Here is a 13,320-nt window from a genome sequence, read left to right as displayed (position 1 = left end):
CAGGACCGACGCGGGAGGGGCGAAGGCCACCGGCCTCCGCCCCTCCCACACACCTGAACAACCTCGGAACGGCTACTCCGGCTGAGCCGCCGTCGTCTTCTTGGCCGCGGTCGTCTTCTTCGCGGCGGTGGTCTTCGCCGCCGTGGTCTTCTTCGCGGTCGTCGTCTTGGCGGCGGTGGTCTTCTTCGCCGCCGTCTTCGTGGCCGTCTTCTTGGCCGTCGCCTTCTTCGCGGTGGCCTTCTTCGCCGGGGCCTTCTTGGCGGCCTTCTTCGCCGGTCCCTTGGCGCGCTTCTCCGCGAGGAGCTCGTAACCGCGCTCCGGCGTGATCGTCTCCACGCTGTCGTCGGTGCGCAGGGTGGCGTTGGTCTCGCCGTCCGTCACGTACGGGCCGAAGCGCCCGTCCTTGACGACCACGGGCTTCTCGCTGACCGGGTCGGTGCCCAGCTCCTTCAGCGGCGGCTTGGCCGCGGCCCGGCCGCGCTGCTTCGGCTGCGCGTAGATCGCGAGCGCCTCTTCGAGCGTGATCGTGAAGAGCTGCTCCTCCTCGGTGAGCGACCGCGAGTCCGTGCCCTTCTTCAGGTACGGGCCGTAGCGGCCGTTCTGCGCGGTGATCTCGACGCCCTCGGCGTCCGCGCCGACGACCCGGGGAAGGGACATCAGCCGGAGCGCGTCCTCCAGGGTGACGGTGTCGAGCGCCATCGACTTGAAGAGGGAGGCCGTCCGCGGCTTCACCGCGTTCTTGCCGGTCTTCGGGGTGCCCTCGGGCAGGATCTCCGTGACGTACGGGCCGTAGCGGCCGTCCTTCGCGACGATCTGGTTGCCGCTGACCGGGTCGGCGCCCAGCTCGAAGTCGCCGCTCGGCTTGGCGAGCAGCTCCTCGGCGTGCTCGACGGTCAGCTCGTCGGGCGCGAGGTCGTCCGGGACGTCGGCGCGCTGGTGGCCCTCCGCGTCCTTCTCGCCGCGCTCGACGTACGGGCCGTAGCGGCCGACGCGCAGCACGATGCCGTTGCCGACGGGGAAGGAGGAGATCTCGCGCGCGTCGATCGCGCCGAGGTCCGTGACGAGCTCCTTGAGGCCGCCGAGGTGGTCCCCGTCGCCGTTCCCCGCGTCCGCCGCGCCGCCGGAGGCGCCTGCGCCGGAGCCGTCGCCCTCACCGAAGTAGAAACGCTTCAGCCACGGCACGGACTTGGCCTCGCCCCGCGCGATGCGGTCGAGGTCGTCCTCCATCCGGGCGGTGAAGTCGTAGTCGACGAGCCGCCCGAAGTGCGTCTCCAGGAGGTTGACGACGGCGAAGCTCAGGAAGGACGGCACGAGGGCCGTGCCCTTCTTGAAGACGTAGCCGCGGTCGAGGATCGTGCCGATGATCGACGCGTACGTCGACGGGCGGCCGATCTCGCGCTCTTCGAGCTCCTTGACCAGCGAGGCCTCGGTGTAGCGGGCCGGCGGCTTCGTCGCGTGGCCGTCGACCGTGATCTCGTCGGCGGTCAGCGCGTCGCCCTGGGCGACCTGCGGCAGGCGCCGCTCGCGGTCGTCGAGCTCCGCGTTCGGGTCGTCGGCGCCTTCGACGTACGCCTTCATGAAGCCGTGGAAGGTGATCGTCTTGCCGGAGGCGCTGAACTCGGCGTCACGGCCGTCGGCGGCGCGGCCGCCGATCTTCACGGTGACCGAGTTGCCGGTGGCGTCCTTCATCTGGGAGGCGACGGTCCGCTTCCAGATGAGCTCGTAGAGCCGGAACTGGTCGCCGGTCAGACCGGTCTCCGCGGGGGTGCGGAAACGATCACCCGAAGGGCGAATCGCCTCGTGCGCCTCCTGCGCGTTCTTGACCTTGCCGGCGTAGACGCGCGGCTTCTCCGGCAGGTAGTCGGCGCCGTAGAGCTGCGTGACCTGCGCCCGGGCCGCCGTGACGGCGGTGTCGGACAGGATCGTGGAGTCCGTACGCATGTAGGTGATGAAGCCGTTCTCGTACAGCTTCTGCGCCACCTGCATGGTCGCCTTCGCACCGAAGCCCAGCTTGCGGCTCGCCTCCTGCTGGAGGGTCGTGGTGCGGAAGGGGGCGTACGGCGAGCGGCGGTACGGCTTCGACTCCACCGAGCGCACCGCGAAGGCGGTGTCGGCGAGCGCGGCGGCCAGGGCGCGGGCGTTCGTCTCGTCCAGGTGGAGGACCGTGTCGCTCTTCAGACGGCCGTCGGCGCCGAAGTCCCGGCCCTGCGCGACGCGCTTGCCGTCGACCGCCGCGAGGCGCGCGACCAGCTGCGACGGGTCGGAGGCGTCACCGGTGCGGCCGGTGGCGAAGGTGCCGGTGAGGTCCCAGTACTCGGCGGAACGGAAGGCGATGCGCTCGCGCTCCCGCTCGACGACGAGGCGGGTGGCCACCGACTGGACGCGGCCCGCCGACAGCTTCGGCATGACCTTCTTCCACAGGACCGGCGAGACCTCGTAGCCGTACAGCCGGTCGAGGATGCGGCGGGTCTCCTGGGCGTCGACCATGCGCTGATTCAGCTCGCGCGGGTTGGCGACGGCCTCGCGGATCGCGTCCTTGGTGATCTCGTGGAAGACCATCCGGTGGACCGGGACCTTGGGCTTCAGGACTTCCTGGAGGTGCCACGCGATGGCCTCGCCCTCGCGGTCCTCATCGGTGGCGAGGAAGAGTTCGTCGGACTCGGCAAGCAGCTCCTTGAGCTTCCTGACCTGCGCCTTCTTGTCGGCATTGACGACATAGATGGGCTGGAAGTCATGCTCGACGTCGACGCCGAGGCGGCGCACCTCGCCGGTGTACTTCTCCGGCACCTCGGCGGCACCGCTCGGGAGGTCGCGGATGTGCCCGACGCTCGCCTCGACGACGTAGCCGGGGCCGAGGTAGCCCTTGATCGTCTTCGCCTTGGCAGGCGACTCGACGATGACGAGTCGGCGGCCGCCGTGTGCGGTCTCGCTGGTCGGGGACAACTTCGCTCTTCTCTCCGGATCGACACTCTCTGGCACGTACGGCACTGGCACGCACGGCAGCGGCACGGACGGTGACGCTCCCGTCGCTGCGGAGTGTGACGGTACAACCCGCCCCCGTGTCAAACGGCGAAAGCCCGCAACGGCCACTCGAACGGTAACCCGAGTCCTGGCATTCCTGCCGCCCGGACTCCCGGTCGGGCGGGGCGGGCGGCGGAACGGGCCGGCGTGCCGGAGCGCCGGAGGAAGACCCCGAGAGAGTTTCGGAGCGAGATTCGGACCGTGGTCCGGAGCGAGATTCGGAGCAGGATTCAGAGCCTGCCGAAGCACCAGAAGCCGAGGACGACGAAGGCGGTGCCGAAGAGGCTCGTGGCCGCCAGGGCCGTCCGCGGCGCGACCCCGTACGCCACGGGCTCACGGTGCAGCGTCCGCACGGTGGTCCACAGCAGCAGCGCGCCTCCGAACAGCGTGAACGCCGCCCCCGCGAAGATCGCCGGCCCGCTCTCCATGCCCGTACCCCGTTCCGTCCATGTGAGGTGTTCGTCTCCCGCAGCCGAGGCTGACACCTCCGGGCATCGAGAGCGCGAATTCCGGGTGAACGACGCGGACCGTCCCGTACGGTTTCACGAAGATGGCCGGTAGTGACCCACTCCCTTCTGCTTCTCCTGTCACATCACGTCGAGCGTGGCCCGGCGTCGGCTGCCGCGCTCGAAGACGGCGAGCAGGGCGACGGCGAGCAGCCCCCAGCCGGCACCCACCGCGAGCTCGGTCCCGAGCAGGGATCCGTCCAGGCCGCCGCCCGCGGTCAGCCGCCGCGCCGCGTCCGCCGCGTGCGTGAGCGGCAGCAGCTCGCCGACGAACCGCATCCACTCCGGCAGCGACTCCCGGGGCACGGCGGCGCCCGTCAGGAGGAGCAGCCCCGAACTCGCCACGTTGGACACCAGGAACACATCGCGGAAGCGAAGCCCGAGCGCCCCCAGCGCGAGCCCGAAGGCGGAGCAGGCAGCGGCGGCGGCGAGGAGCACCAGACCGAGCCCGGGCAGCGCCCCGGCGGGCACGGGCAGCCCGAGCACGAGCGCGGCGGCGGTGAGCACGAAGGCGCTGACGAACAGCCCGTTGAGGACGTACGGGAGGGCGCGGCCGATCCAGAGCGGGACCCGGTGCCGGGGCGAGAGCAGGACGGCGCCGAGCGTGCCGTACCGGCGCTCGTTGGCGACGGCCATCGTGCCGCCGTACACGCAGGAGGCGGAAGCTGCGAGAACGGCGTTTCCCACAAGGTGGAAACGGTCGTCGGCGACGCCCAGTTCCCGTCCGAGGAAGACGAAGAAGAAGACTTGGAGAAGCGGCCCCACCAGCAGGGTTCCGATGAACATCGGCGGGGTCGTCCAGTTGAAGAGCGCCCGGTAGGAGATCGCGCCGCCGACGACGACGAGCCGGGCGGTGGCGGGGAAACGGAACATCTCTGTCAGGCCTTTCAGGCGAGGGCGAGGGTGGCGGCGGCGCGCGCCCGGCGCTCCACCCGCCCGAGGACGAGGACGGCGGCCAGGGCGTAGCCGGCCCCGAGCGCGGCGGCGACGAGGAGCGGCGTGATCACGTCCCCGCCGGAGGTCGCCGCGTGCACGGCCCGCGCGCCCCAGGTGGTCGGCAGCGCCCAGGACAGCGGCTGCGTCCAGGCGGGCAGCACGGTGACGGGCACGAGGAGCCCGGACAGCAGCCAGACGGGCGTGTCCAGCGGGTTGGCCAGGGCGTTGGCGTTCCGCAGCAGGACGAAGGTGGCGGCCAGGAGGAGCCCCATCATGCCGAGGGCGAGGACGCACACCGGCACGGCGAGCAGGAAGAGCAGCGGGTGGGCGAAGTCGAGCGGGACGTCGAAGAGGACCACGCCCCACAGCACCGTCGCGCCCATCGCGTACGTGCCGATGACGGCGGTCGCGAGGGTGATCGGGAGCAGGACGAGCGCGAGCGGCGCCGGCGCCACGACCAGGGTCTCCAGGGTGCCGAGCCAGCGCTGGTTCTGCACGGCGCCGCCCGAACCGAAGAGCACCGAGCCCCAGATGCCCATCAGTCCGGCGCCGACGGAGGCGGTGAGCAGGCGGTCGGGGTCGCCCGCGGCCCGGAAGAGGTAGACGGCCAGGGTCGCGTAGACGAGCGGTACGAGGACGGCGAAGGTGATCTCGATCGGGGAGCGCGACATGTACGAGACATGGGTGCGCACGCCGACGAGGACCAGCCGCAGGACGTGCCTCATACGGCCGGCTCCTCGGCTTCGGCAGGCGTCGCGGACCGGTCCGGCCCGCCCGCCGCCTCCTCCACGATCGCGATGTAGGCGTCCTCCAGGGACGGTTCGCGGCTCGTGACCCGGCCGATGCGGACGCCGTCGAGCGCGGTCAGCACCGGCCCGTGCAGCTCGGCGGAGCTCCGGCCGGTCTGCACGGTGACGACCTGGAGCGTTCCCCGGTCCTCGACCGACGCGCCGCGCACCCCGGGGAGGCGCCGCACCCGGTCGAGCCGCTCCTCGTCCACCCCGTACGCCTCGATCTCCAGCACGTCCCGGCCCCGCACACGGGACTTGAGGCTCTCGGGGGTGCCGAGGGCGCAGATCCGGCCACCGGCGATCACGGCGATCCGGCCGCAGAGCTCGTCGGCCTCGGCCATGTAGTGGGTGGTGAGCAGGACCGTGGTGCCGGCCGCGGACAGGTCGGCGACCGTGCGGCGCAGGTCGCGGGCGGCGACGGGGTCGACGCCGATGGACGGCTCGTCGAGGAAGAGCACGTCGGGGCGGTGGAGGAGGCCGCGGGCGATGTGGAGGCGCTGCCGCATGCCGCGCGAGTACCCCTCGACGCTCTCCTTCTCCCGGCCCACGAGGCCGACCAGGTCGAGGAGTTCGGCGATGCGCCGCTTCTGGTCGCGGGCCTCGACGCCGTACAGCTCGGCGAAGTAGCGGAGGTTGTCGAGCGCCGAGAGCCGGTCGTACAGACCGCGGTCGCCGCCGAAGACGTACCCGATCCTGCGGCGTACGGCGACGGGGTCGCGGGCCACGTCGTGACCGAACACCCGGGCCGTGCCGGAGGTCGGCAGGAGCAGGGTGTTGAGCATCTTGATGGTGGTGGTCTTCCCGGCGCCGTTGGGGCCGAGCAGGCCGAACAGCTCCCCCGGCGCCACCTCGAAGGTGACGCCGCGCACGGCCTCGGTCTCGGTCCGCCGGGGCTTCAGCCACCCGGTCCTGCTGGTGTAGGTGCGGCGCAGCGCGTCCGCCTCGATTGCGAGCATGCGGCGGACGCTAGAAGCCCGCGGAGGGTCCGGGCCATCGATTCGGGAGGCCCCGAATCGTCAGGCCACGGCCTCAGGCCACGGCCTTGAGGAGGCCCTCACCCGTGAGCAGCGCGAGCAGCGAACGGCCGGTGTCCGTCAGCTGGTAGTACACCGAGCGGCCGACGCGGTGGCGGGTGACCACCCCGGCCTCGGAGAGCACCGACAGGTGCTCGGAGACCGTGCTGGGCGCGAGGCCGAGCCGGTCGGCGAGCCCGGCCGTGGTCAGCGGCCCGCCCAGCTCGCGCAGGACCGCCGCGCGGCCCCGGCCGAGCATCAGGCCGAGCCGGTCCTCGGCGACGGGCTCGGACGGTTCGCGCAGCGCGGCGGCGCCCCTGGCCTGGAAGCTGAGCGCGAAGACCTCGGGGTCGTCCGTCGAGTAGAGCCGGCAGCCCTCGGCGAAGACCAGCGGCACGAGGACGAGCCGCCGCTCCCCCGGCGCGTACTCGGCGTCGACGTGCTTGGTCAGTTCGAGCACGGGGGGCTGCCACCGCCCCCGCGACTCCAGGCCGGCGAACAGCGCGTCGATGCCCTCCGTCGCGAACGTCCTGGCCCGGACGAGCACTTCGTCCTCGACGAGCCGGCGCATCGTCGGCCAGTACGGCTCGATCGCGCCCTCCCAGTAGGCCGCGTACGCGTCGGCGAGCGCCGCGCAGGCCGCCTCGGGGTCCTTCAGGTACGGCTGCACGAAGGGCTGGTCGGCCATCCCCGGGTAGCAGACGGCCACCTGCTCGCGGACGAACTCCGGGTCGGTGGCCCGCAGCGCGGCCAGCTCCTCGTGGACGTTGACCGTGCCGAACGGCCGGGGCAGCAGGAAGTCGGATACCTCGCCCCGCCCCTCGACGAAGAGGTCCCACAGCGGCCGGAGCCTGTCGTCCTCCCGCCACACCTCGCGCGCCTGCCCGACCCACGCCTGGTAGGGCCAGGAAGGATGCCGGTGCGGCAGCGCGAGGTGCATCGAACAGAACGCGTCCCGCAGCGGGCTGATCGCGATCCGGGTCGCCCCGAGCGAGGCCTCGTCCAGCTCGATCCGTATCAAGCGGGGCTCTCCTCGCCGTACTCCCCGGGCGTCTGCCCGACGGGCAGCAGGAAGCCCTCCTCGACGAGCAGCCGGATCGCCTGCGGGGTGCGGTCCCGCAGTATGACCGGGTCCTCCCCCATCAGCTGCCCGATCGCGTCGAGGATGCGGCCCGCGCTGAGGGTGCCGTCGCACACACCGGCGAACCCGGCGCCGACGTGGTCGACCTTGGTGGCGCGGCGCATGCCGCGGTTCTGCCGGAGCACGACGTGCTCGGGGTCCTCGGCGCCCGGCAGCCCGACCTGCTCCTGCATGACCTCGGGCGCGAGCGTGAAGCGGTCGGCGAGCAGTGCGGCGTCGTCGCGGCTCCGCAGGTAGTCCTGGCGCTCGAAGTGGGCGCGGATGGTGTCGCCGAGGGGCTGCTCGACGGGGTGCGGCCACTCCTCGATCAGGATCGAGGGCTCGGTGGTCCCCGCCTCCACCGCCGCGTTCCGCCGGATCGTGATCCAGCCGAAGCCGATCGCCCTGGTCCTGCGGGCCTCGAACTCGTCGAGCCAGCGTCCGTACGCCAGTCGGTAGTCGTCCGGGTCGCCGCGGTGGTCCCCGCTGTCCCGCAGCCAGAGCTCCGTGTACTGCGTGACGTCCTGGACCTCGCGCTGCACGATCCAGGCGTCGCAGCCGCGCGGCACCCAGGACCGCAGCCGGTCCTGCCACTCCTCGCCCTCCACGTGCTGCCAGTTGGCGAGGAACTGGGCGTATCCGCCGTCGTTGAGCCGCTCGCCCGCCTGCTGCACGAGCGTGCGGCACAGGTCGTCGCCGCCCATCCCGCCGTCCCGGTAGGTGAGCGTGGCGCCGGGAGAGATGACGAACGGCGGGTTGGAGACGATCAGGTCGTACGTGTCGCCGTCGACCGGCTCGAAGAGCGACCCTTCGAGCAGCTCGGCCTCCCTGGCCCCGGAGAGGGCGAGGGTGAGCCGGGTGAAGTCCAGGGCGCGCCCGTTGAGATCGGTGGCGGTGACCAGCGTGGCGTGCTGGGCGGCGTGCAGCGCCTGGATGCCGGAGCCGGTGCCGAGGTCGAGCGCGGAGGACACCGGCGTACGGACGGTGATCCCGGCGAGCGTGGTGGAGGCGCCGCCGACGCCGAGGACGACGCCCTCGGCCTTCTTCCCGATGCCCCCGGCTCCGCCGACGGCGCAGCCGAGGTCGGAGACGATGAACCAGTTCCCGCCGTCCTGGGCGCCGTCCGGGCCGCCGTACGGGCGGATGTCGACCGTCGCGAGCACGGCGTCGTCCTCGCGGACGACCCAGCCGTCGGCGAGGGCCTCGGCCAGCGGGAGCGCCGCGGCGGCCTTGTCGTGGTCGACGGCCCGCTGGAGCAGGAAGAGCCGCACGAGGGTCTCCAGCGGCGAGTCGCCGCGGGTGGCGCGCAGGGCGGGCACGGTCTCGCTGCGGGCGAGCGCCGCGTAGGCGGGGGCGCCGAGCAGGTCGAGCAGGCCGTCGGCGGTGTAGTCGGCGGCGAGCAGTGCCTCGCGCAGACGGTCGGCGTGCGCGGGCACCGGGAGGCGGGGAGGCAGGCTGGTCGTACTCACGGATCCCATTGTGACGGCCGCCACCGACATCCGGGCGGCCGACCCGGCCGCAGACGGGCGCCAAGCCCGACGACGGGCCGAGCGGACCGACGCCGGACAGGCGGCAGACCGGCATGGGACCGGCGGAAGACCGGCAGCGGACCGGGCAGCGAACCGGCGGCAGACGGCCGGATCGCCGCTGCCGCCGCCGGTGAGCCGGGACCTGTTCCGGACCTACTCCGAGGACTTCTTGGTGGGCTTGGCGGAGGCGGAGGCCTTGTCCGAGGCGGTCGCGCCGGCCTTCGGCGAGGCCGTGGCCGACCCGGAGGTCTTCGGCGGGACCGAGGCCGTGGGCTTCTGGCAGCCGGGCTGCTTGGCCATCGCCTGGCCCAGCTCGCCCTCCTCCAGCTTGGCGAGCGCCGCCTGGTCCATCTTCTCGATCTTGGTCAGCCCGTCGGCGACGTCCTGGAGGCCGTCCGCGAACTTCTGCTGGTTGGCCGGGTCGAGCGCGTCGACTTCCTTCTTGAGCCCCTCGTAGGCCACGGCGGTGGCGTTGAGCTCCTTGATCGCGTCCTGCTGGACCTTCTGGCCGTTCTCGACGGGCGGGGCCCCGGCGGCCTCGACGGCCTTGGCGAGCGCGCGGTCGGCGTCGGCGATGTCCTGGAACGCCTTCGAGTCGGCGGCCTGGATCTCGGCCGGCTTACTGTCCGCGGCCGTCGAGATGATGATCTGGTGGGCGTTGGCCCGCTTCTGGATCTGAGGCTTCGCCTGGTCGCAGAACGTCTTCGCCCAGTCCTCCACCTTGTTGCCCTCGTCATCGCTGCAACCGGACAGCACGAGCACCAGTACCGCACCGCCGGACAGTGCGGCCGCAAGCTTCTTGTTCACCGGATCGGTCCCTTCCAAGGCTCTCGGCCCCGGAACATACACGCCGAACGGGCTACTTCCACCTTTCGTGGGACGGATTCATCCCACATTGCAGTCTTTTGAACCAAGCGAGATGACGTCTCGAACCCCTCCGAAGCCCGGGGAATGAGACGGACGACACGTCAGGAGACCGCCACCGAACGCCGCTTGGAGACCAGGACCGCGACGACCACGACGAGGACCGCGAGTCCCGCGACCAGCGCCCTCAGCCAGTCGCTGGCGTCGTCCCCGTATCCGAACTTCACGACGGCGGGGGCGATCAGCAGCGCGACGAGGTTCATCACCTTCAGGAGCGGGTTGATCGCCGGTCCCGCCGTGTCCTTGAAGGGGTCGCCGACGGTGTCCCCGATGACGGTCGCCGCGTGCGCCTCGCTGCCCTTGCCGCCGTGGTTGCCGTCCTCGACCAGCTTCTTCGCGTTGTCCCACGCGCCACCGGAGTTGGCGAGGAAGACCGCCATCAGGGCGCCCGCGCCGATCGCCCCGGCGAGGTACGAGCCGAGCGGGCCGACACCGAGCGCGAAGCCGACCGCGATCGGGGCCGTCACCGCGAGCAGCCCGGGCGTGGCGAGTTCGCGGAGTGCGTCCCGGGTGCAGATGTCGACGACCCGCCCGTACTCGGGCTTCTCGGCGTACGTCATGATCCCGGGGTGCTCGCGGAACTGCCGGCGCACCTCGTGGACCACCGAACCGGCAGACCGGGAGACCGCGTTGATCGCGAGGCCCGAGAAGAGGAACACGACCGAGGCGCCGAGGATCAGCCCGAAGAGGTTGTTGGGCTGCGAGATGTCCATGGAGAGCGTCAGGAGGTCGGCCGCCCCGCCGATCGCATCGGCCCCGCCGGCCTCGGCTACCGCCGTCTCGATGGCGTCCCGGTAGGAGCCGAAGAGCGCCGCGGCCGCCAGGACGGCGGTGGCGATGGCGATGCCCTTGGTGATGGCCTTCGTCGTGTTGCCCACGGCGTCCAGGTCGGTGAGGACCTGCGCGCCCGCGCCCCGGACGTCCCCGGACATCTCCGCGATGCCCTGCGCGTTGTCGGAGACCGGGCCGAAGGTGTCCATGGCGACGATCACGCCGACGGTGGTGAGCAGTCCCGTCCCGGCGAGGGCGACCGCGAACAGCGCCAGCATGATCGAGGCGCCGCCGAGCAGGAACGCCCCGTACACGGCGAGACCGATCAGCAGCGCCGCGTAGACCGCGGACTCCAGACCGAGGGCGACGCCCGCGAGGACGACGGTGGCGGCTCCGGTGAGCGAGGACCTGCCGATGTCCCGCACCGGCCGCCGGCCGGTCTCGGTGAAGTAGCCGGTGAGCTGCTGGATGAGCGCGGCGAGGACGATGCCGATGGCGACCGCGACGAGGGCGAGGACCCGCGGGTCGCCGCTGTGTTCGGGGATGCCGGGCTCGGTGACGCCATCCAGCTCGGCGTACGAGGACGGCAGGTAGGTGAAGGCGGCGACGGCGACCAGCACCAGCGAGACGGCCGCCGAGAGGAAGAAGCCCCGGTTGATCGCGCTCATCCCGCTGCGGTCGGTGCGCCGCGGGGCGACCGCGAAGATGCCGATCACCGCCGTGACCACGCCGATGGCCGGCACCATCAGCGGGAACGCGAGGCCGTGGTCGCCGAAGGCGGCCATGCCGAGGATGAGCGCCGCGACCAGCGTCACCGCGTACGACTCGAAGAGGTCGGCGGCCATGCCCGCGCAGTCTCCGACGTTGTCGCCCACGTTGTCGGCGATGGTGGCGGCGTTGCGCGCGTCGTCCTCGGGGATGCCCTGCTCGACCTTGCCGACCAGGTCGGCGCCGACGTCGGCGGCCTTGGTGAAGATGCCGCCGCCCACCCTCATGAACATCGCGATGAGCGCGGCGCCGAGACCGAAACCCTCCAGGACCTTCGGCGCGTCGGCGGCGTAGACGAGAACGACGCAGGAGGCTCCGAACAGCCCGAGGCCGACGGTGAACATACCGACGACCCCGCCCGTGCGGAACGCGATCCGCATGGCCCGGTGCGCGACCTCGGTGAGGTCCTTCTCGGGAGCGCCCGGCCCTGGGGTGGCCTCCCTGGCCGCGGCGGCGACCCGCACGTTGGCCCGGACGGCCAGGCGCATGCCGACGTATCCGGTGGACGCCGAGAACAGCGCCCCGACCAGGAAGAACAGGGACCGTCCGGCGCGCTGCGCCCAGTCGTCGGCGGGCAGCAGCATCAGCAGGAAGAACACGGCGACCGCGAAGACGGCGAGGGTGCGCAGCTGCCGCGCGAGATAGGCGTTGGCGCCCTCCTGCACGGCGGCGGCGATCTCCTTCATCTTCTCGGTGCCCTCGCCGGCCGCGAGCACCTGGCGGACGAGGAGCTGGGCGACGACCAGCGCGCCGAGCGCGACGGCCGCGACGACGACCACGATCGTCCGGTTCCCGCTCGTGAGCACCGCCGCGGCGAGCGAAGTGGGGTCCATGGGGACGGATCATAGGGAGATAAACCGACACAAACGTGGACCCCGCGGAGCCACCGCGCGGATGCACCAATCCGAGCGGGCGCGTCGGGCGAGCGGGGGCAGGCGAGCACGGGGGCGGGGCGGGGCGGGGCAGGGCGGGGCGGGGCGGGGAACGAAAAAGAGGCCCTGCGCTGGGCAGGGCCTCTTCTCGTCGCTCTTGTACCGCTCAGGGCGGTGTCAGGACAGGACGTCCGCCGGGCTGGTCGGCCAGCTCATGCGGATGGTGCCGCCGTCCTCGCCGGCGCTCACCTCGACGTCGTCGACGAGCCCGCGGATCACCGCGAGACCCATCTCGTCCTCGCCGTCGGCGTCGTCGAAGTCGTCGGCCGGAGCCGAGGACCGCGCACCGGGCACACCGGCGGCATCCGCCGCCGCCACGCCCGCGCCCGGCACCTCGTCGCCGACCTCGATGGAGAACGTCTTCTCCTCCTCGGTCAGCACGACCCTGATGGGGGTCGTGACGCCGTTGCTGCGATGCAGCCCGACCGCACGGGAACAGGCCTCACCGACGGCGAGACGCACCTCGTCGAGGACCGCCTCGTCCACTCCGGCCCTGCGGGCGACCGCGGCCGCCACCAGGCGGGCCGTACGGACGTGCTCGGGCTGAGCGCTGAATCGGAGTTCAACGGTGGCCATGCGATCCCCCTCGGTCAGTCGACCGCGTTGACGGCCTCGTCGACCGACTGGTGGATCGGGAACACCTTGGTGAGCCCCGTGATCCGGAAGATCTTCAGAATGCGCTCCTGGTTGCAGACCAGACGCAGCGAGCCCTCGTGCGCGCGAACGCGCTTCAGGCCGCCGACGAGCACACCCAGGCCGGTGGAGTCGAGGAAGTCCACGCCCTCCATGTCGACAACCAGGTGGTAGCTGCCGTCGTTCACCAACTCGACCAACTGCTCGCGCAGCTTGGGCGCGGTATACACATCAATCTCGCCACCGACCTCGACGACCGTACGGTCGCCACCAGCGCCGGACACATTGCGAGTCGACAGGGACAGGTCCACGGATCCTCCAGCACCTTGCTATCGGGCGATCGCCCCCTCGGGCCTCCCGGGCGGAGCCAGGGAAC

The 13,320-nt window shown here is 71.9% G+C and carries 11 protein-coding genes; all 11 read right to left on the bottom strand.

The window, feature by feature from the left end:
• Window positions 1-72: 72 nt before the first annotated feature.
• A complete protein-coding gene (topA, locus tag SGA01_RS21910; protein ID WP_141298125.1) occupies window positions 73-2,943 on the bottom strand; it encodes a type I DNA topoisomerase in 2,871 nt (956 codons plus the stop codon).
• Window positions 2,944-3,251: 308 nt separating this feature from the next.
• A complete protein-coding gene (locus SGA01_RS21905; protein ID WP_141298124.1) occupies window positions 3,252-3,449 on the bottom strand; it encodes a hypothetical protein in 198 nt (65 codons plus the stop codon).
• 159 nt (window positions 3,450-3,608) lie between these two features.
• The gene (locus SGA01_RS21900) at window positions 3,609-4,400 is read right to left on the bottom strand and encodes an ABC transporter permease (protein ID WP_229918246.1); all 792 of its coding nucleotides are present in this window, start codon (window positions 4,398-4,400) and stop codon (window positions 3,609-3,611) included.
• A gap of 14 nt (window positions 4,401-4,414) precedes the next feature.
• On the bottom strand, window positions 4,415-5,188 hold the full coding sequence (locus SGA01_RS21895; protein ID WP_141298123.1) for an ABC transporter permease: 774 nt from the start codon (window positions 5,186-5,188) through the stop codon (window positions 4,415-4,417).
• Entirely contained in the window at window positions 5,185-6,210 is a 1,026-nt protein-coding gene (locus SGA01_RS21890; RefSeq protein ID WP_141298122.1) for an ABC transporter ATP-binding protein, read from the bottom strand. The genes SGA01_RS21895 and SGA01_RS21890 overlap by 4 nt, the downstream gene beginning before the upstream one ends.
• A gap of 73 nt (window positions 6,211-6,283) precedes the next feature.
• Window positions 6,284-7,288 (bottom strand): ArsR/SmtB family transcription factor, encoded by a 1,005-nt coding sequence (locus SGA01_RS21885; protein WP_141298121.1) that lies wholly within the window; start codon window positions 7,286-7,288, stop codon window positions 6,284-6,286.
• Window positions 7,285-8,865, bottom strand: a complete 1,581-nt coding sequence (locus SGA01_RS21880; RefSeq protein WP_229918244.1) for a DUF7059 domain-containing protein — start codon at window positions 8,863-8,865, stop codon at window positions 7,285-7,287. The genes SGA01_RS21885 and SGA01_RS21880 overlap by 4 nt, the downstream gene beginning before the upstream one ends.
• 204 nt (window positions 8,866-9,069) lie before the next feature.
• A complete protein-coding gene (locus SGA01_RS21875; protein WP_141298119.1) occupies window positions 9,070-9,723 on the bottom strand; it encodes an oligoendopeptidase F family protein in 654 nt (217 codons plus the stop codon).
• 161 nt (window positions 9,724-9,884) lie between these two features.
• Complete coding sequence (locus tag SGA01_RS21870) at window positions 9,885-12,212, bottom strand: sodium-translocating pyrophosphatase (RefSeq protein WP_141298118.1); 2,328 nt, start codon at window positions 12,210-12,212, stop codon at window positions 9,885-9,887.
• Window positions 12,213-12,428: 216 nt separating this feature from the next.
• Window positions 12,429-12,887 carry an ATP-binding protein gene (locus SGA01_RS21865; protein WP_055642713.1) on the bottom strand — a complete coding sequence of 153 codons (459 nt, stop codon included), beginning with the start codon at window positions 12,885-12,887 and terminating at the stop codon, window positions 12,429-12,431.
• Window positions 12,888-12,901: 14 nt separating this feature from the next.
• On the bottom strand, window positions 12,902-13,255 hold the full coding sequence (locus SGA01_RS21860; protein ID WP_055642712.1) for an STAS domain-containing protein: 354 nt from the start codon (window positions 13,253-13,255) through the stop codon (window positions 12,902-12,904).
• Between the last annotated feature and the right edge of the window lie 65 nt (window positions 13,256-13,320).

This window comes from Streptomyces gardneri (genome assembly GCF_006539185.1).
GTDB lineage: Bacteria > Actinomycetota > Actinomycetes > Streptomycetales > Streptomycetaceae > Streptomyces > Streptomyces gardneri.
The sequence above is the reverse complement of the archived record's forward strand: the minus strand, read 5'-3'. Positions and strand labels throughout refer to the sequence as shown.